Genomic DNA, 20,815 nt, shown 5'->3' with positions numbered 1-20,815 from the left:
GTCCCCTCTTTCCTAAGAAAGAGTGGGCTTCTTTATACCATTACATTAAAAAAATTCTTAACGTATTTAATTTTTTACAATCTGTAAAAATTAAAATAAATAACAACAAAGGGGAGTTTTCAACATGTACAAGTGGAAAAAAGAACTTAGTTTTATTTTAGCGATTCTAATGATTGCTGTACTGGCCGCATGCGGAAGCAATGGTGAGGAAGCAAACAGTGAGCAGACAGGTACAGAATCAGAAGCAAAGGATAAAGAATTAACGATTGGTCAAGTTAATTGGGCTGAAAACATTGCTGTAACAAACATGTGGAAAGTCATTTTAGAAGATAAAGGATATAACTTGAAATTAAACAACTTGAATATGGGTAGTACGATGAAGGCGTTAGAAAGCGGCGATTTAGATGCTAGCTTAGAAATTTGGCTGCCGGTCCAGGATGCTAATTACTTAGAGAAATATCAAGATACGGTAAATTTCTCAGATGCTACCTGGTACGACAAGGCAAAAGTAGGACTTGTGGTTCCAGCTTATGTTGAAGAAGTGAATAGCGTAGAAGACTTAAACGAGCATAAGGAAATGTTCAATAGTGAAATTGTTGGTTTTGGTCCTGGAGCAGGTACGATGGAAGTAACGGAAGATTTAATTAAGGACTATGAACTCGACTTTGAACTGCTTTCAAGTTCTGAATCTGCGATGCTTGCTGAAATTGGAGAAGCAGTAAAAAATGAAGAACCAATTGTAGCACCACTCTGGAGCCCGCACTGGGTGTTCTCAAAATACGACTTGAAATTCCTGGACGATCCACAAAACACATACGGTGGTGTAGAAAAAATTCACCATGCGACAAGACAAGGGTTTGAAGAAGAATACCCAGAAGTAAGCGAATGGTTTAAGAATTGGAAAATGGATGAACAACAAATCGGCGAGCTTATCGAGTATGTAGAAGGCGCCGAGGAACCTATTGACGGTGCTAAGAAATGGGTGGAAGAAAATCAGGATTTGATTGATGAGTGGGTAAAATAAAGGTATAAACATAAGAAATAACGAAGCTGGTCCCTCGTTTATCATGAGGGCCAGCTTCTTTTTATTATGAATGGAAAAATTCCCTTGATGGATACACGAGAACGCAAATCATTAATACCGAAGCAGATTCTGGCCAATTTCCCCTATAGCACAATCATAAGGATTTAGAAAAGCATATACATAGGATATCTTTTAATAATTCAATACAAGTAAGGGAGTAAAATGGAAAATGACATTCAACCATTTTGTTTTTATTGCTCACTTACCAAAAGGGGATAAGTATCCATGTGTGTTATTTCAAATATAAGTTGTTCAGAGATTCCTCAGCCCGGCGGTCGTCGCGAACAACAATTTACGCTTCCGAGCGGTGCAGTCATCACCCTCCAGCAAGTTCGCATTTTAATTACAGGTACTGCTAACGTGACGCTAGACGATGGCAGAATCGGAGCAACAGATTTTAGTATATGTGAAACGTACTACTTATGCGCACCATCCGGCACAAATGTAGAATGCCAAATCACTAGCTCGGAGTGTTTTGTATGTACGATTGTCGACAACCCAATTGAAACTCTCGCCGATGTCAATGTGAACCTGTGCGTGGGAATTCAATCGACGGCTAACGTCACGGTAGCGCTTGAGGCGATGTTCTGCCAGCCGAGAGAACAAGAATTTCAGCTCTCTTGCCCTACTCCTATTCCCCCACTTTCCTGCTCAACTCAAGTGACAGAAGCTACTAATCCTTGTCCTGAGCAGAATCCACTACGCGCAACTCAAACCGGAGAATCGTTTTGCTTTACTACCGATCGCGTATACGATTGGGTCCAAAATCAAGTAGAGAGCTCTGTAACCGTATCGATATCGCCGCTTGTGTGTGTCTATGAAGTAACATCTGCAGAGGGAAATGATTGTACAGGGATTTCTCAAGGTGACTTGGTCTGTTATCCATGTACCACTCCTTGTGAGGAGACACTAGTTTGTACAAACGGCGTTTGTGGTTTAGTCCTCACTCGAACGTCCGAAACTTGCGTGCCATGCCCTTCGGGTGCTATAGAGCTTTCCCAGGATTTCAGCTGTCAAGTGCCAGGCGGAAGAGTCTTTAATGTGACTCAAGGCATCTTTTATAATGAAATACAACCAGCGGTAGATGATGCAAACCCTAATGATTTCTTGATTGTCTTTCCGGGTGAGTATCCGCAAACCACGTTCCTTACGATTGATAAGCCATTAACGATTACAGGATTTTCAGCTGAGGTAACGAACGTGATCTTCCCAGACTCCTTGACCAATACAACCAGTCTAAGGCTGCAGGCAGATAACATTACCATATCCGACCTTTCCTTCTTTGGACCCACAGATCTAGCTGCTGGAGACGAAGCCTTGCTGCTAATTCCTCAAAGAGGAATTGCGGATTATTATCAAGGCATCACAATCAGGGACTCGGTGATATCAGGCGGGGAACGAAATGCTTTTATTAAAGCAGAAGATCTAACGCTCACAGGAAATACCTTTATCCACACCGGGGATGAGAACTCTATAGAATTCCAGGGGGTTTTAGGAGAAACCGTAATTACCAACAACACTTTTCTAGGAAGTCCGACAAGTAGGGGAACACTAACGTTCCAGCAGGCAAATAACGATGATGTTTTTGATGGCACGATTCGAATCGAAGGCAACACGATGGAGCAGCATACCCAATTTGCCCTTTTTAACACTTCAGGTTTTATAAACGTGTCTGTCTTTATTCGCGAAAATAATATTGATCACCAGGATCGACCTGGGAGTTCGATCATCTTTTTACCATTTAACTTCCCTGGCCTTGATACCATCCTTATAGAAGAAAACTCAATTACCAATCCGAATGAAAATCGATTTGCTGTTTACGTGGATTACCGCTTTGGAGGAACCACTTCACCAAACGACGATCAAATTCAAGTGGTTCGAAATTTCTTGGATGTCGCACAGCCCTGGGGAACGGTGGACGATACAGCTTCATTAATTGCTCCGGTCGGATTCACTACTATTGGAGCTGCTTTTACCATGTCGCTGGGTGATTTTGATCTGGTTGATAATACAGTGATTATGTAAAAAATAACTTCTACGTTGGAGAACTCACGTAGGTGTAAACACTCTGGAAGAACTGTTTCTATTATTAAAGAGCACACCATCATAAAGTTGAGTGAAAGAGGGCGTAAACAACGATGATAGCGAGCATTTTCCGCGATTGTGCCGAATCATATATGCACTTAAATAACCATTTCTGTGTTCAAGCATGAGCTCCTTTCCTGCAACCCTCCTAGACATACAGACGGTTCATAAAAGAGATAGGAAGGAGCGACTACTTACCTTCCTATCCCACCACGTACGTAAGTCTTTAAATTTTTGAACTAACGTTCCTATCTGACAACAATATTAAACCCTGGACGCGACCCACTCTACTGGTGGCGTTCAGGGTTTTGTATAGGATTGAACTTTTAAAAATCGACATATCCCGATCTTTTACCCTATGCTATTTCAACTGATGAGGAGCACCAGCCTTATGGATATATTATAGCAATTAATAGAAATGTATTATTTCTGTTACACAACTGTAAAATCGTGTCGAATTATCATATGCTACGATAATATATGAGAACAAGCTACCAATCCATACATAATTTAGGAGGTATTTTTTTGGGGAGGAAATTTGTCAGTGTCGTTATAGCTAGTTTTATGGGAATGTTCTTATTTATACCGCATACATACGCAGCAGCAGTTTCAGGCTATGAAGTGATTGATCGCGCAAAAAAGCACCTCGGAGCTCCATACCAGTGGAGTGGAGAAACACCGGATGGATTCGATTGTTCGGGATTTACATACTATGTAATGGACAAAGTTGGAATCAATCTTCCAAGAGGTTCCTATGATCAATATAAAGAAGGTACATATGTAGCAGCATCAAATCTCCAAAAAGGAGACTTAGTTTTCTTCTCCGGAACACATAAAACAGGTATTTCTCATGTAGGGTTTTATATAGGTGATGGGGAAATGATTTCCGCTACCAAAAGCAGAGGAGTGGCCATTGACCCCGTCTTCTCTGGTTATTGGGGAGATAAATACACGGGTGCTAAAAGATTTATAGATGATAATTTCTTCAGCGATGTATCACCTGATTACTGGGCTTATGACGAAATTAAGCATTTAAATGATGAAGGAATTATCAATGGGTTATCTAATGGCAGTTTTGGACCTACCGCCAACGTCACCAGAGCACAAGTTGCTAAAATGGTGAGCGAGTCACTGGATCTTCAACCTTCTTCGTCCGGCCAATTCGAAGATGTTTCTTCCTCTCACTGGGCCTATGAATACATAAACGCTGCAGTCAAAGCTGGGGTAATCAATGGTTACGGGAACAACACATTTAAACCAGATGAAGATATTACCAGAGCTGAAATAGCAGCCATGATTACTAGAGCTTTCGAATTAAGCAGTACAAGCAGTTCTTACAGCTTTAAAGATATGAACTCTTCTCATTGGGCATATGATGATGTGTACACATTAGCTTCCCATTCGATAACTACTGGATACGATGACAACACATTCCGACCCAATGAAGAAGCAACAAGAGCTGAATTCAGTGCTTTCTTGTATCGCGCTTTAGATTAAACAATTTTATAATACATAAAAATAACTCAAATGATTGGTGATTAAACCTCTTATTTGGGTTATTGTTGTTTTATTTAATAAAGCAGGACCGAGTATGGGGCTTGGTAAACTTACTAGGCATTATAATTGCAAAAGAGCGTTCCGTTCTAGCGGTACCACGCATCGTAACTCCACATGGCTATCTGCAATACTATTTATAATAACTATTTCTGCCCCTTTTGTAGCTTTACCACTTTTATCTATACCCTAATACATGAGCAAATATGTGAATGCGTCAAAGTTTCTTACCACATTTGCTTTTCGTTGTAATGAATCGCCCAACCTACCAACATCCCCTTTGTTTACATATAGAACAGCTTCTATTTCTCTTCACTTCGACAGTCAGCGTAAGCCTTTAAACCTACACACAAAAAAAAGCATTTTATATAGAGAAAATGAGAAGTCAATCCCTCATAAATGATGGGTTTGGCTTTTTTGTTTACCACTTTTAAATTTTACCAACCTCTCCCGCTACTCCCTTCTGTATAATAATTTCCCTGTGAAGCTACACTAAATTCAATGGACCAATAATCAACATGATTTAATAAAATTACACATTTTAAAGGGGGACAGCTATGGAGCATATCCTTAAAAAAATACTGGTCGCCACTATATTTGCAAGCTTTCTTATAATTATCATTTTCCAGGTAACAATCGCTTCTGGTGACACGCCCACCTCTTCCATATCGGTTAAAAATAAAATCGAGAAAGAGTCACCCTATGATTACACGTTCGTGTGGATGTCAGACACCCAGTATTATTCAAAAAACTATCCTCATATATACAAAAATATGGTTGATTGGATTGCTGCAAACAGAGACTATATTAACATTCCTTACGTCTTTCATACCGGCGATATCGTAAATGAATGGAACAATGAAGAACAGTGGCAGTACGCCGATACGTACATGAAAGTTTTAGAAAAAGCGAACATTCTTTATGGAATTTTAGCAGGTAACCATGATCTCGACTTAAAAAGCCCCAGTAAATATATACAGTTTTCAAAGTACTTTGGAGATCATCGTTTTGAGAAACAGTCCTCATACGGCGGGTCGTATAAAGATAATCAAGGTCATTATGATTTAATCAGCAAGAACGGGGATGATTATATTATGGTCTACATGGGCTGGGGAATTTCGAAGGACGAAATCGACTGGGTAAACCGTGTGCTGGCCAAATATCCTAATCACAACGCTTTTCTCAGTTTTCACGATTATTTATTAGCTTCAGGAAAACACAGCCCGATCGGTGAGGAAATATTTCAGAACGTCGTAAAACCCAACAAAAACGTTGTAGCCACCTTTAGTGGACACTACTATGGCAGTAAAACACGCATTGATGAAATTGACGATAATGAAGATGGTGTGCCAGATCGAAAGGTATATCAGATGATGGCCAATTATCAAAACGGGTCAGAAGGCGGGCAAGGCTACATGCGATTGTTGAATGTTAAATCAAACGAAAATAAAATTTATGTAAACACCTATTCACCTTATTTAAACGCTTATAAATACGATGATGCCAAATCGAACCCTGTAAAAGAGGAATTTGTCATCGAGCTTCCAAGATGAAGTGAAGTACAAAAGAAGTCTTTACTCCTTATTAAAGAGTAGGCATTATATCCACCTATGCAGTAGCTTCTTCCCTGCTTACTCCTCTGAACGATTCATGATAGGTGTGGCTGTGCTAATCCAACACCAAAAGAATAGCGAAATAAAACCATAAACAAACCCCACCTTAGTTCTAAGGAACTCTGGTAGGGTTAAATAATTTTAAGTGAATATATTTCCTAGTACTATCATCTTAAAGTTGTGCACTTCCTTGATTTAAAAAGTTACCTCGACTTTTCATCAAAGTAAACAGTGTCTTTCAATTCATTTTCTTCTTCTATCGAATTGCTGCTGGCCATCTTTTTCACAAATTCCTTAACAGTCTTCACATTCAAGCCGGATTCCCAGTATTCAGCGATTTCAGGCTTTACTTTCACCAGGATAACATTCGGATCATCGGCTGAAGCGTTCAGCACTTTTTCGACAATCTTATTCCAGTATTCTTTCTTCTTATCTTCATCTTGAACGAATTCAGCCGTCCCGCTGATTGATACATAGGAACTTCCGGAATAGGCCAGGTTTACGGCAGAATTGTGGCCAATATCCCTATATTTTTCTGTATCTTTTTCAGTAATAAACCAAAATTCTTCCTTGTCCAATTTTACTTCCTGGGTGTGCATGGGCCGGGACATAAGTTTGCCCTCGGGGGATATCGTTGTCAGCATTGCCACTTTCTCATCTTTAATCAAGTCTTTAATTTTCTTAAGGGCTTCCTGGTTTTCTGAGTTTTGATCAGCCATTTCCGCTTACCTCCTTCTAATAATTAGCCGTAGCAGCTTACTTTTCCTAGAATCTATAACATTTATTTCATTCTTTTCCCGAATGACCATAGGATTACACTTTTCACTAACTGTCCCTACTTCATTTCAACTCGCAACTCCTATAAGAAAGTTACCACACCATCATGAGTACAAAAAAGCCGATAAGCTTCTTAGCTTCGGCCTCTTGATCAAAAAATATTTTAATTATCCTCATCTTCTTTTTGCTTCACTTTTTCATTAATTTGTGTCCATGCCTGGTTTCGTTTTAGTAAAGCCAAAACATCTTCCATAGAAAACTTAGGTTTTGAAGGATACAGGGCACTCAGTATTTTTTCGATCAATGCGAAATCCTCCGTGGTATCAACTGTCCATCGATGCTTACTTTCATCGCGGGGGTACACGATTTGTCCCACAGCAGAACTATCGATTCTTTTGATCATAAAAGGGGTGACGTGTTCCAGGTCATGTGGCATATTGGCATTCATAAAAGCGTCCTGGAGCAGCTGATAGGAAAAAACTTCTGTATCCATTCCCCTGGGGTAGGATCTTTTTCTCGTGTTGGAAACATAGAGGAACTTAGGGTGATTCTTTAGAAAGAAGGAAATCCCACTGTCGATGACCTCAGGATCAATGAGAGGGCAGTCCGCCGTTAAACGCACAATAACATCTCCTTTATAAAAAGAACACGTTTCATAAAACCTCCCAAGTACATCTTTTTCTGAGCCGCGGAACGTATCCACATTCATTTTTTTGCACAGTGCAATAATGGGGTCGTCAATCTCCGCCGTTGATGTACTAATAACCAATTGATCAATGTTCTTCGCCCGCTTTATTCTCTCAATTTGATATTCAAGTAATGTCTTTCCATTTACTTGTTTCAGGACCTTCCCAGGTAGTCGGGTTGATCCCATTCTTGCTTGAACAATAGCCAGCACTTTCATAGGTTCACCTCTTTACTATCCAATAAAATCCCAGGACATCGGTGTCCCTCTCTTCACATCAGTATTTACATTCTTTCCGAGCAACAACTCGTAGTATTTTGGAGGTAAACCAAAACCTGGCCGAATGGAACGCATGTTATCTTTGGTGAGGGGATCGCCTGCCTTCAGGTCTTCCGTGATGTATAACGACCTCCGAAACTTGCCTGATTCTTTTTCACTAGCCGTGGGTCCATATTGTATATGTCCAATCGATTGCCATGCTCGTTTGGTCTCTTCTACCAGCGCTTTCATTTCAGATGGTTCTAATGAAAATTGGGCATCCACTCCCCCATCCTTCCTCGCCAATGTAAAATGTTTTTCAACGACCGTTGCTCCTAGAGCCACACTCGCAACGGATACCCCCGTCCCGAGCGTATGGTCAGATAATCCGACTTGGCATTGGAATAATTCGCTCATGTGAGGAATCGTAGAAATATTAGAATACTCAGGTGTTGCAGGATAACTACTCGTGCACTTAAGTAGCACAAGCTCTTGCCCTCCCGCTTGCTTAAATGTTTCTACCATTTCAGATATTTCACCGGCTGTTGCCATTCCCGTCGATATAATGACAGGTTTCCCCGTTTTTGCTACCTTACGGATTAATGGTAAATCCGTATTTTCAAAGGACGCGATTTTATACATAGGAACATTCAGCCCCTCTAGAAAGTCCACAGACGATTCATCGAATGGAGTACTGAAACCAATCACACCAAGCTTACGGCATTTAGTGAAAATTTCCTCATGCCACTCCCAAGGTGTGTAGGCTTCTTTATATAAGTGATAAAGATTCTTGCCTTTCCATAGACTCCCGGAATCAGAAATCTGAAAATCCTGCCCCTTGTGATCTAAAGTCATCGTTTCCGCCGTATATGTTTGGATTTTCAATGCATGCGCTCCTGCATTAGCCGCTTTTTCAACAATTGCAAGGGCCCGCTCAAGAGACTGGTTATGATTCCCCGACATTTCAGCAATGATAAAAGGGGGAAATTCATGTCCAATTTTCCTGTTTCCAACTCTTATTTCCATATCACAGCCTCCCAGCCAGAATTTCACGGTGCTTGATCCATTGGTCCATAAACAGCCCCATTGGGATAACGTCGATAAGCAGCTTCTCTCTTTTCAGCTGTTGGAGAAGACATCCCTCTTGTTTAAACCCTAGCTTTTCATGATAACGGAGACTAACCTGATTGGTATCAAGCACTTCGGCACACACTTTCCTGATTGGAAAAGTTCCGAAAATAAAGTCGAGTGCTAATATACCCATGATGGTCCCGGAGCCCTTAGGCGCATCTTTATCTCCAATATAAAAACCCCACTTACACGTCTCATTCTCCTGATCGATATCTGTAAACCGGACGACACCAAGAGGGCGGTCCTGGTGTATAAAAATTTTGGAAACAGAGGATGGATTGGACTGTTCCTTTTCAAACCAGGCCAGATGGTCTTGCCAGGGAATTATTTGATTGTTATACATGTGCTTTCTAATATGTTTAGCATTTCTCCACTGCCATACCAGCGGTAAATCAGCCTTTTCCATATCCCGTAACTGAAAATCTTTCATGATGTTTCTCCACCCATCATGTATTTGGAAACCCCGTAAGGTTGATGATCTTTCCAAATCTCATTCATAGATTGCCAAACCCCCATGATATATGGCTTGTCATCTAAGACTTTTTTCAGTTGAAGGAAAATTTCCTTATCACTGACCGCGACGCTATGTCCTAAATAAACGATCGCTCCTCTTTCCTGTAAAAAAGTTATGATTTCTTTTTGGTTCGCTGCCGTTTCTATAACAAGTGAAGGAAGACTCATATAAAACCGTTCCCACACCGTACTCCCGCCAGCCCCTATGGCAAGGTCAGCGGCTTCCATAAGCTTTGCCATTTCTTGTGTTTGAATATGAACCTTAGTCCATTTCTTCTCCTGACAATAATCGCAAATTTCCTTTATATTTGGACTGGCTCCCCCGATCACTACGTCCACGTTCGGTTTTTGATCTAGCATCTCTATAGCTCTCAGTACTTTCGTCGTTTCATTCGTCGGGTCAGTTCCTCCAAATGAGACAAGGATCCGTTCAATTCTTCCGTCCCACTCTTCCTTCTTAGATGTTGATAAAAATTCTTCTCTTAAAAGTGTGTGGGAGGGTCCCAAGAATAGCTTCGCACTCTCAGGAACAAGCCCAGCGTACCTAAGGTTCATGTTTTGATATAAGTTTTGGTCAAGGAGCAAGTCACAATCATGGGGGCGATCAGCCAAATCATCAATCACCATGACCTTATGAACAAAAGGACGGACATATTTCTCCCACTGCGCATCCAGACCATAATGATCCACCACAAGCCATTCTATCTCCCATTGTTTCTCCAATATCTGTATGACCTGGTCTACCTCATATTTCCAGGCATCCGATTCACCTGAAATTTCATAGACGTGATATCCTTGCTTTTTAATGTGGTCGATCATGTCTCCAGGCTTTTTACGGCATATAAAAAAGGAAGCTGCCCCTAACGTTCGAAGTTCATTCGCAAGGGTGAGACATCTCATGACGTGTCCTGTGCCTACCTCTGATGATGCGTCTACTCTGAAAGCAATTTTCATTAACTACCACCAGCGTTATTCACATAATAGGCTGTCACTTTTTTTACAGCTTTGACAACATCCTGAACATCACGGGGACTCATTCCTGAATATAAAGGTAGACTTAGGATCTGTTCATATACGTGTTCGGCCACCGGGCATAATCCCTTTGTGTACCCTCGCTCTTTATAATAAGGTTGGGTATGCACAGGGATGTAATGGACGTTCACACCAATATTCTCTGCGCGAAGAGCCTCAAAAACTTCTTTTCTCAAACCTTTTAATGGTCCATCCAAGCGAATCACATATAGATGGTAAGAAGATGCCGTATCGGCAAGTTGCTCCTGAATTCCAATGTAATTCATAGTTGCAAACGCCTCATTATAATCCTTTACATACTTCCGGCGTTTAGCTACAAAACGGTCCAGCTTCTTCAATTGACTGCTCCCTAAAGCTGCCTGAATATCGGTCATTCGGTAGTTATAACCTAAAAATTGCATTTCATATTCCCATGGGTGACGCTTCTCTAAAAGCTTCTCAACATCTCGGGTAATACCGTGAGTTCGGAACATCATTAACTTCTCGTAATAATCACGGTTGTTTGTTGCAATAACGCCCCCTTCACCTGTTGTAATGTGCTTAACAGGATGAAAGCTGAACATGGTCATATCGCTATAGGAACCTACCTTTTTCCCTCTATATTCAGCTCCAATAGCATGAGCGGCATCTTCAATAATGACCAATTCGTATTTGTCTGCAATCGCTTGAATCTTTTCATAATCTGCCGGCTGCCCTGAGTAATCCACAGGAATGATCGCTTTCGTTTTACGAGTCACCAGCGACTCAATCGAAACAGGGTCGATGTTGTAGGTTTGTGGATCAACATCAGCGAACACTGGTCTTCCACCTGTATACCAAACACAATTTGCACTGGCGACAAAAGTCAATGGAGTCGTAATCACTTCATCTCCTTTGCCGATTCCTGCCGCGAAACACGCAGCGTGTAAAGCGGCAGTACCATTGGAAAAGGCGACAGCATACGCCGCTCCTACGTAATCAGCCACCCCTTTTTCGAATTCCCTGAGAGCCGGCCCCGTGGTGATATAATCACTTTTCAAAGTTTCGACGACTTTTTGAATATCCTGGTCATCGATCGTCTGTTTTCCATAAGGAAGCATCGAATCACGTACTGGATCTCCCCCAAAAATGGCTAGCTTTTCTCCCACACTCTTAAGCCCCTTTAAATTAATTTCGTACTGTCGATCCACTCTTCCGTTTTTTGAATCCCTTCTGATAAAGAAATCGCAGGTTCCCATCCAAGCAAACGTTTCGCCTTGCTGTAGTCACAAAGCAATTTAGGAATTTCACTTTGCGGGTGTATGTGCTCCACATGCCTAACATGACTGGGGTCGCTTGCAATCATTTCAGCCAGCTCGTTTATAGTAATATCACGGCCTAACCCGGCATTCACAATTTCTCCATTCACTTCATCCCTGTAACCAGCCTGCACCACAAAACGTGCGCAATCCTCTACATACAAGAGATCTCGCGTCTGTGTTCCATCTCCATATATTTGTAAAGGAAGTCCGTTTAACTTATTTTTGATAAAGATTGCAACGACCCCGCCTTCTCCCCCAGTCTTTTGGTATGGTCCATACGTGTTGAATGGACGAACCACTGTTACAGGAAGTCCATAGGCGTAATGATAGGACAAAACCATATTTTCAGCGGCAATTTTTGCCCCTGCATAAGGAGATGCCGGCTTAATCGGATCTTTTTCCGTAATCCCTTTTTCATCCGCACGGTCATACACCATGCACGTGCTCATGAAAACCATTTTGGTGTTGCGCTTACGACATAGTTCCAGCAAATAAAAAGTACCGATTGTATCATTATTAAAAGTGGTTTCTGGATCATCAATACTATCCTGAACATTGATGCTGGCTGCGAGGTGATAACACAAATCAATCCCAGGATAAAAAAGACTCTCTATCGTTTTTTGATCCTTGATATCTCCATGAATAAATGCCTTGAAATTTTTATACACCAGCAGTTCTTCAATGTTTTTAATACTTCCGTTCGATAAGTCATCTAGCACCCACACATTGTGCTTTTCCTCTAATAAGAGCTTCACTACCCAGCGACCGATGAAACCAGCGCCTCCTGTAACTAGGATATTCATAATCCCACTCTCCCTTTATATTCACCATATATATTTGGCGCTGAGAATATTATGAGGTTAACCTTCGTATTAACTTCATGAGTCGTACGTTAGAAAGCTTTCCACCAGGATAAGCGTATGCTAGAAATTCCCTTTTTATTTCCGAGTATTTTTTATGATTTTTCTTAGATTTAATGTACTCATTAACTGTCTTAGATAAGGTGGCTGGAGAAGAATGGAACAAATCCTTTAGCCCATCATAATAACCAACATAGCCGGGGATTTGTTCATTCATAATGAAGACAGGTTTTCCAGCGATCATAGCCTCAAGAGCTACCGTAGAACAATAGGATACAACCACATCAGATGCCTTTATAAGATCATAAAGACGAATGTGTCTTGAAGAGAATGTAAATGGATGGGATTTAGTTAATGAGTGTGGTTTAGTGGTAAAGTCGCGGATAATGATATTTGCTTCCTTTTTAAAAGGGATATGATCAAGAAAAGTTTTCCACATACCAAGTTGGTTATTTCCTCTTACAATCACCAAAATATTCTTTTTATTAGGGTGCAAACTTAGAGCCTTTATAACATCTGTCTTTTTCATAGATGGTGGTCTATTTAAGAAATCAAACCGGGGGTGGCCAATGATACTCAGCCCATTTTCATCAATCCCCTTTGACTTAAACCAATCCACTTCAAACTGACCATATACTCCATCAACATCAGCGATCTTAGGTAAATATCCAAACTCACTGGAGATGATACCATGCTGCATACATATGGTAGGAATCCCTTTTTCCGCTGCCACTATGACTAAGGTTCTACTTTCAGGGTAATGCGTAGATGGAACAATGACAGCCGATACATCCTCCTGTTCAAAAAGACCATTACACTCTTCAATTCGACTTATTATTTTGCTAATTTGCGCGAAAAATCGTTTTTTAAATAGTTTGTCATGATATAAGTGGTTCCTTGGAAAAGTATTTATGATCCGGGTTGCTTTAATCTGCATACGTTTAATAGTAGATTGATCAAAGGACGGAAGATAAGAGTTGAAAGTCTTATGATGGCTCGCGTGATTGGTATTACTATTAACTAAAGTCGATCGACTTCTTGCTTTAACTTTCACCTTAATACCATTAGACACTTTGATTTTTTGTTTCTTTCTTCGTTTCTGTGGCCTGCTTATTTTTTTACTTTGTTTATATCTCTGTTTACTTTTTTTATTTCTTTGTTTAATTTTCTGTTTGTTTTCCTGTTTGTTTTCCTGTTTGTTTTTTGGCTTACTTTTCGTGGACTCTATTAAAAACAAGCTATTATCTTTTGTAAAAAGATTCCTCTTTATTTGTATAGGGAAACGCAAAAGGTTATAAACATCATGTATAACGACTTTGCCTGTGGTTTTAACCTTTCTTTCTTTTTTATGAGCATTAATAAAGTCATTAAACTTTTCTTGTACTTCCTTTGAATCATAAACTTTTACCTTTAAGCTTTGAAAAAATTTTTTATTATGAAGTTTCGCTACTAACCTTTTATTACTTCTAATCAAGCTTGCATAATGACATAGGTAAGGTATTGAATAACCCTTATATTTTAAATCCTGAAAATCTTCAAGGAAGTTCACGTACACAGACCAGTAATTTTGTTCATAAATATTCATTAAATTTACCTTTCCTTGTTCAAGTTTTAACTCTAATAAGCTTATATTTTTTCAGTTCATGCTTTCGTTATCGGAATCCTTTCATCGAGAGTCATACCCAGTTGCCTCTTGATTATTTATATCAACGGGCCCAGCGCATGATGGAAACACCTAAAGTGAAGTTTCCTTTTCCGCACTTGTAAATATTGCTGATATTGATTCGACACGGCCAGGTTCATATCAATGGAATCAAATACTCCAATAATTAATAGTTTTTTCCTGTAATAAATTCATCCCTTACTAAAATTGACTAAGCCTATGAATACCTCAAACACATAAGTCTGATTAATACAATATTCATAAATGGAAAGCTCGGTGAAAATAATTGTTATAAGCCCGGGGGAGCGCAACGCAACCCATTAAAATGGCTTGCCGCTTAATAATGAAAAGAGATTTTTTCAATATTAAGCTAAAGGGCCGGATAGTTGAAGACTCAGTTTCGAGATATTGTCTGGAGAAAGGAGCTCCAGGGAACGGCTCGCTTTCCGCGGCCCTGCACGACGCAGGGTCGTTCGACGTTGCCACAAGACGTGGCGGTCTTAGTCGAACATCCCTTGTGCTGAGCTTCCTCGGGCTTAACAGCCCTGCGGATCTCACCGATCATGTTCATCCCGCAGGAGTCTACATCGTCCCCCTCCGGACCTTGCCAAATCAGCAACTCGAAACCACTTAAGATATCTTCTTGATGCACAATATGAGCATGTGAATATGAGGCTATTTTCATGCTATAAAGATCTGGAATAGCCTGTCATAGAAGCATTTAGCCAGTTAAGAAGGCGAGGATTCTCTCTTCTGGAAGGTTCCGTTATTCTCCTGTGGCTGGGTTGGTGGGGAAATAGCGAGACTCCCGGGTTAAAAGCGGAAGCACCTTGGTCAGCGGCGTATGGACTGGGCTGAGCTGGCGGAGATAAAGAAAACACGAAGAGCGGAGCGATTCGATGTTGCCTTATCGTACAGAAGTGAGGGAAGTCTCACTAGACGCTAGGTGCTGGAGCTGGATAGCACTCCATGACGTTTAGGCATTGGTTTATGACTATACCTATCCTGAGTGTAAGAACGGGATAAGGGACTAGGTGAGATCCCGCAGGGAGTGAAACGAGCGAGGAAGCTCACCGTTCCCCCGTTGGAAAGTGTTCAAATGTGGAATCACCCCGAAAGACACGACCAGCATAAGCCGACCATCAAAAGGATGGCGGTTTTTCAATCCGTTGATGAGCGGCTTATGTCTCGAGTGTCTGGGTGATGGAACAAGACGAGTTGTTTCCGTAGCCGCCCTCATCCTTTTTTGGCGACGGACCCAATTTATCTCGAAACTGAGTCTTCAGGTATCCGGAGCTTAACTTTGATATCAAAACAGAACTTTAAAAGAGCCTTGGAGGAATAAAAAAAGCTATGGAATATGATATTCCATAGCTTAATTAGCATCAGCATACTTCATTATTTTACTTCGTTTGTTTTTTAAATATCCTAATTGTATAGTTACTTAACCCCATATCTCTACAATGGTTTTCTTTTATTTGTTTAAGCCCGATTTTTTCAAAAATTGTTTTATAGTTTCTTGGAAACAAGCGCCAATTTTCAGCTTTTTCCGCTTCAACGGTAATTAAATATCCTCCAGTAATTCTCGCAATATCACTAAATATCCATTCGCTATCCGGGTGAATATGTTCTAATACGGCCATTGTAAAAACTAAATCAAAATCATTAGAAGGGAGCGTTTTAATTATATTTTCCACAGGGGAGGTAATTATAGTAGAGTTATCGATTAACGATGGATAAGTCTTCTTCATTTCTTGGATTGCTTGTTCACTAATCTCTATTCCCGTCAAATTTTGAAAGCCCTGTTCATAAAGATAATTTAAGTTTCTCCCTACATTACAACCTATTTCCAGGACCTTGCCCTTTTTCTTAATATACTTGTTTACATAGTCCGCTAATACTTTACTCCTCTGCACATGAGGGACGTAACTCTGGGGGGAGTTTCCACCTGATGTTCCCTCAGCCCAATAATCATGGATTTCTCTTAGCGTCTTACTCTTTTTCTTCTTCATTAATCTGCACCTTTCAGGTTAAAAATAACACTTCTATCATAAACTTACTTGATCAAATGAAAATACTTTAGCCAAAGATTCATCGGGTTTGATCTATACTATAGACACGCTTCCATTGATCCATAATACTTTAAAACACTTACTATAATAACTTCTTCTCCCGTCAGACTTCATTACTCTCTCCAGTCCTCTTCTTTTGTACATGTTTCCTATTCAATACAATATTACTTGTTAGCGAAACCGACCTAATTTTTTTCGATTTAAACTTTTTAAGAGGATTATGATTTTGGGTGGAGAGACTACTCTTAATTTCTTTATTTTTCTCTTTGTCGTCTACAAAAATTAGTTTAATGGTCTTTGGTGAATTCAAATACTTAACAAAGATATTAGAAGGATAACGGAGTGATTTCATAATATGAACAGCACCTTTACGAGGCGGGGATTTTATGGATGGGGCTTTTATATATGAGCCAATAAACTTAAGGAAAACATCTGGAAACTTCTTCTGGATATCTACCTGCCTTCCAGATTTATTTATATATTTTTTTCCAGACAATTTATTGATGATTTTTTTATTGTATAAAACGAAGGCTTGTAAATGGTATAAATATGGAATAGAAAAGCCTTTATAAGACAACCTCTTAAAAGCATTAATGAAATTCAGATATAAAGACCAATAGTTTCTTATAAAATTATCCATTACTACCTCCTATACAATGCTCGGGTTTTACAATAAGCCTGCTTTTTTTAGCAATTTTCTTAATTCACTAGTCTTTATTACGTCTCTGTTCATCGAATCATAAGATCCGACGCTCGCCTTTTTAGCGTTACTATACTTTTCTTTCTCGAATATTTTTCCAGGAATAATATACATATCTGGCAGTTCTAACGCTGACTTTGATTCATCATATGTCATCAGTTCTTCATACATTTTTTCTCCCGGTCTTGCTCCCATAACATTAACTTCAATTTGTTCAGGATTAATATTGTGATTTTTACACGTTTCTTCTAAGACCATATTTACTAAGTTTCCTAAAATAATGACAGGCATTTTTAGAACAAATACTTCTCCGCCCTGGGCTTCTTTTAAAGCTTTTATAGTTAACTCAGTTGCCTGTTCCAAAGTCATCATAAAGCGTGTCATGCTTTTATCTGTGATGATAATTTTCTGGTCTGAGAGTATCCCTTCCTTAAAAACCGGGATGACTGATCCTCTTGAGCCCATTACGTTGCCGAACCGAACACTTGCAAACCTGGTTGGCGTGTCAGCATGGGTGATCTGGGCAGCTGAAATTAACCTTTCGCCTATGAGTTTAGTAGCACCATACGTATTGGTGGGAGAAACAGCTTTATCCGAGCTAGTAAAAATTACTTTTTTCACACCTTGAGCAATTGCAGCATTAATTACATTATTAGTCCCCTGGACATTTGTCTTTATCGCTTCAAATGGGTTGGTTTCACAAGAGTCGACACGCTTCATTGCTGCTAAATGAAGCACATAATCAACTCCATGCATAGCAGTAAATAAACTATCATATTCACGAACGTCTCCAATGATACATTGTACTTTTTTATTATTGTCTAGCTCGGCTTGAAGTTGTTGCTGCTTATATTCATCACGGCTGAATACCCGGATATATTTGGGATGATCGTTCAATAAATGTTTCACAATACATTTACCTATTGTGCCAGTGCCTCCAATAACCAAAATTTTCTTGTCTTTAAAGTACACACCATTTCCTTCTTTCCTATACTGTTACTTTTTATGATATTAAAAAAGAAGATATTGGTTAAAGACTCGCGCCTACTTGTCTGCAGTATGTAAAGAATGGGTGATTTTCTAAAAGTATGAATCTAACTAAAGAGTTTTTTTATTACTAAAAAAACTATCGATTCACGATATGACCGATAGTTTTTTATCCTGGCTTAATTACAACTCATGTAAAACTTATATAAGCTGCCCTATGAATACTCAGTTTCGATAAGGTTAGGTGAAGTGAGCAAGATATGTCTAAGTACAGCCGGAGGAGCTACTCCCTTGCTTTCTATAAACCCTTAGCGGCTTTCCATTTTTTAAGATGTTGTAATTCTTCAGCGGAAAATCTCCCCCATTTCCTTATAAAGTCTCTTTTGGCCTTGTTGTAAAGTTTAATATCTAATTTATTGAGTCTTTTTATTTCCTTAATAAGGTCGTCTGGTATTTCATTCACGTCTAAACGCTTCGATGTTACATTTACTTTTTTCACATCTTTGACATGAAACCATTCAAATTGCTTTTCAAGCATATATAAAGATTCGTTATAATAGTCGGTTATCCCCACAAAAGACATTTCATTGTTCATGTTTTTTAAGGCTTTTTTGTAATCGTTCGGATCCCCACCTGATAAATAACGTGTGGCCATATTGACTGTTCTAAAACGAATATTGCGTAAATCTTTCTTATGGTATGGACGATTCCCCAGATCTTCTCTCCCCATGTAATCAATAAATTCTGTTAACGTGACATTCTGCATTTGTTCAAGTAGTGGTTCCCTTTCATAGCTCCTCATATAAGAGTATGTTGAAATGACACGATCGACCGGGTCCCGCAGCATCGTAAAATAGGTAGTTGGCTTATTAAATTTTTTAAAGAAGGTACCATGACGAACAATAATATCCACCTCCTGTTTATCCAGAAGGTTCCACAACGTTCTTCCTCCTGTCTTGGGGACGTGGATAAAGCAAATGAGTTTTTCCTGATCTAAATCTTCCTTATTAAAATGAATCACTTTAATCAACCTTTCTCTTGGCTTCTATATTATAAGTGAACAAAAGAAGGAAATTTGTTAGGAATACCCAATAAATGTGCGTATGTTCGTTTTGATAACCTCTCCGAATAGGAAGCATATGCTATCTAACATAGATTAAACTGAGAATTTGAGGAAAATGAATGGAAACCTTTATTTTCATATTCGCTTTCACATGTATGTTACTTGGACTACTTAGTGGAAGGTTTCATCCATCTTTGGTTTTAAGCATTACTGCAGCCTTTTTCTTCTTCACAGGTTTGGTTTCATTTTCAGAGTTTATTAGTTCCTACTTGAATAAAACAGTCCTCACCATAATATTTTTATTTATAGTTGGAAATTGTATGGCTTTGAATAATTGGTTCGTAAAATGGTGTAGTCTATGGTTAAATAACGAAAAATCTCAAGCAAACGCAGCGTTAAAGTTGATGACTCAAGTCGCAATAGTGTCTGGATTTATGAACAACACTCCTGTAGTGGCTATGTTCATACCTACTATTCAAAAGATGAGGACCAAAATAAACATTGTTCCCTCGAAAGTGTTAATTCCCATATCTTATGCAGCGATTTTGGGAGGCACCACCACATTATTAGGTACATCTACAAACCTTATCCTCAATAGTATGCTAATTGAGAAAGGATATGATGGTTTTGGCATATTCGAATTTGCCTGGATAGGTGTTCCCTTAACCATTACAGGAATTCTTTACATCGGTTTTATTGGGATTCACTTTTTACCTTTACATTCAGATACGCAAAAAGCCAAAATACTCGATGAAGTTAGTTTAGACTACAGAAAGAAAAAACGGATCTGCTGGCTGTTTCCAGTAATGTTTGCTGGTTTTATTGGCGTAACCTCTACTCAAACCACCTCAATATTCACTGCTGCCTTTTTATTTACCTCACTTCTTTTCGTAACTAAATCATTTACGCTCACAGAAGCAAAAAATTATGTAGATTGGAAGGTTATTTTACTCATAGGATCTGCTATGGCTTTAGGCAAGGTGATCAAGAATATAAGTCTGGATGTTTTCATTTCCCAACTTTTAATTGAATGGTATTCATTTGGCGGGTTATTTTTAACATTAATCTTATGCTATCTTATTACGAATCTCCTTACAGAATTCACTCATAACATTGCAGCCGCAGTCATGATGTTTCCAGTAGGTGTTTCAATCGCTGAAAGTGTAGGAGTTGAGCCGAAGCTTTTCATCATCAATGTCGCAATCGCAGCATCGTGCAGTTTTTTAACGCCAATTGGCTATCAGACAAATATGATGGTTTATGAACCTGGAAATTACAAATTTGTGGATTATATGAAAGCGGGAATAGGGCTAAGTATTTTATGCCCGATTATATCTGTGTTAATGACACTTCTTATCTGGGGGTAAAAAGATGTAAAAAATCAGTGGCATTAATGAATGTCACAAAAAAAGACGACATTCTAAAATCACCACTCTTCTTTTCCTTAATATGTAATGA

Annotated in this window: 17 protein-coding genes; 5 read left to right on the top strand and 12 right to left on the bottom strand. The window is 39.4% G+C overall.

Annotation, left to right across the window (positions count from 1 at the left end; translation table 11 throughout):
* Positions 1-124: 124 nt before the first annotated feature.
* The 4 genes from HBHAL_RS02390 to HBHAL_RS02375 all read left to right on the top strand — a co-directional run bounded on the left by HBHAL_RS02390 (position 125) and on the right by HBHAL_RS02375 (position 6,276).
* On the top strand, positions 125-1,024 hold the full coding sequence (locus tag HBHAL_RS02390) for a glycine betaine ABC transporter substrate-binding protein (protein WP_014641725.1): 900 nt from the start codon (positions 125-127) through the stop codon (positions 1,022-1,024).
* A 285-nt stretch (positions 1,025-1,309) separates the two neighbouring features.
* A complete protein-coding gene (locus HBHAL_RS21050) occupies positions 1,310-3,109 on the top strand; it encodes a BMQ_0737 family morphogenetic spore coat protein (RefSeq protein WP_014641724.1) in 1,800 nt (599 codons plus the stop codon).
* Positions 3,110-3,694: 585 nt separating this feature from the next.
* Positions 3,695-4,666, top strand: a complete 972-nt coding sequence (locus tag HBHAL_RS02380) for a C40 family peptidase (protein WP_014641723.1) — start codon at positions 3,695-3,697, stop codon at positions 4,664-4,666.
* Positions 4,667-5,280: 614 nt separating this feature from the next.
* Positions 5,281-6,276 carry a metallophosphoesterase gene (locus tag HBHAL_RS02375; RefSeq protein ID WP_014641722.1) on the top strand — a complete coding sequence of 332 codons (996 nt, stop codon included), beginning with the start codon at positions 5,281-5,283 and terminating at the stop codon, positions 6,274-6,276.
* Between the two features lie 263 nt (positions 6,277-6,539).
* Here the strand turns inward: HBHAL_RS02375 and HBHAL_RS02370 are convergent, their stop codons facing one another.
* From HBHAL_RS02370 to HBHAL_RS02315, 12 genes are all read right to left on the bottom strand, one after another.
* Entirely contained in the window at positions 6,540-7,055 is a 516-nt protein-coding gene (locus HBHAL_RS02370) for a pyridoxamine 5'-phosphate oxidase family protein (protein ID WP_014641721.1), read from the bottom strand.
* 221 nt (positions 7,056-7,276) lie between these two features.
* Positions 7,277-8,017 (bottom strand): cytidylyltransferase domain-containing protein, encoded by a 741-nt coding sequence (locus tag HBHAL_RS02365; RefSeq protein ID WP_014641720.1) that lies wholly within the window; start codon positions 8,015-8,017, stop codon positions 7,277-7,279.
* Positions 8,018-8,032: 15 nt separating this feature from the next.
* Positions 8,033-9,082 carry a pseudaminic acid synthase gene (gene pseI, locus HBHAL_RS02360; protein ID WP_014641719.1) on the bottom strand — a complete coding sequence of 350 codons (1,050 nt, stop codon included), beginning with the start codon at positions 9,080-9,082 and terminating at the stop codon, positions 8,033-8,035.
* A 1-nt stretch (position 9,083) separates the two neighbouring features.
* Positions 9,084-9,617, bottom strand: a complete 534-nt coding sequence (gene pseH / locus HBHAL_RS02355) for a UDP-4-amino-4,6-dideoxy-N-acetyl-beta-L-altrosamine N-acetyltransferase (protein WP_014641718.1) — start codon at positions 9,615-9,617, stop codon at positions 9,084-9,086.
* Positions 9,614-10,654 (bottom strand): UDP-2,4-diacetamido-2,4,6-trideoxy-beta-L-altropyranose hydrolase, encoded by a 1,041-nt coding sequence (gene pseG, locus HBHAL_RS02350; RefSeq protein WP_014641717.1) that lies wholly within the window; start codon positions 10,652-10,654, stop codon positions 9,614-9,616. Before pseG ends, pseH begins: the two co-directional genes overlap by 4 nt.
* On the bottom strand, positions 10,654-11,811 hold the full coding sequence (pseC, locus tag HBHAL_RS02345; RefSeq protein WP_051005618.1) for a UDP-4-amino-4,6-dideoxy-N-acetyl-beta-L-altrosamine transaminase: 1,158 nt from the start codon (positions 11,809-11,811) through the stop codon (positions 10,654-10,656). The genes pseG and pseC overlap by 1 nt, the downstream gene beginning before the upstream one ends.
* Before the next feature lie 62 nt (positions 11,812-11,873).
* Positions 11,874-12,815, bottom strand: a complete 942-nt coding sequence (locus HBHAL_RS02340) for a dTDP-glucose 4,6-dehydratase (RefSeq protein WP_014641715.1) — start codon at positions 12,813-12,815, stop codon at positions 11,874-11,876.
* A 49-nt stretch (positions 12,816-12,864) separates the two neighbouring features.
* On the bottom strand, positions 12,865-14,457 hold the full coding sequence (locus HBHAL_RS02335; protein ID WP_014641714.1) for a glycosyltransferase family protein: 1,593 nt from the start codon (positions 14,455-14,457) through the stop codon (positions 12,865-12,867).
* Positions 14,458-15,938: 1,481 nt separating this feature from the next.
* On the bottom strand, positions 15,939-16,547 hold the full coding sequence (locus HBHAL_RS02330) for a class I SAM-dependent methyltransferase (RefSeq protein ID WP_014641713.1): 609 nt from the start codon (positions 16,545-16,547) through the stop codon (positions 15,939-15,941).
* A gap of 163 nt (positions 16,548-16,710) precedes the next feature.
* Positions 16,711-17,247 (bottom strand): hypothetical protein, encoded by a 537-nt coding sequence (locus tag HBHAL_RS02325; RefSeq protein WP_014641712.1) that lies wholly within the window; start codon positions 17,245-17,247, stop codon positions 16,711-16,713.
* A gap of 27 nt (positions 17,248-17,274) precedes the next feature.
* Complete coding sequence (locus tag HBHAL_RS02320) at positions 17,275-18,279, bottom strand: SDR family NAD(P)-dependent oxidoreductase (RefSeq protein ID WP_014641711.1); 1,005 nt, start codon at positions 18,277-18,279, stop codon at positions 17,275-17,277.
* 313 nt (positions 18,280-18,592) lie between these two features.
* Positions 18,593-19,315, bottom strand: coding sequence for a sulfotransferase family 2 domain-containing protein (locus HBHAL_RS02315; protein WP_014641710.1), 723 nt, complete (start codon positions 19,313-19,315; stop codon positions 18,593-18,595).
* A gap of 197 nt (positions 19,316-19,512) precedes the next feature.
* Between HBHAL_RS02315 and HBHAL_RS02310 the strand changes: the two genes are divergently transcribed.
* Positions 19,513-20,724: an SLC13 family permease gene (locus tag HBHAL_RS02310; RefSeq protein WP_158512336.1), complete on the top strand. Its 1,212-nt coding sequence runs from the start codon at positions 19,513-19,515 to the stop codon at positions 20,722-20,724.
* Positions 20,725-20,815: the final 91 nt, after the last annotated feature.

It is taken from the genome of Halobacillus halophilus DSM 2266, from assembly GCF_000284515.1.
GTDB lineage: Bacteria > Bacillota > Bacilli > Bacillales > Halobacillaceae > Halobacillus > Halobacillus halophilus.
The sequence above is the reverse complement of the archived record's forward strand: the minus strand, read 5'-3'. Positions and strand labels throughout refer to the sequence as shown.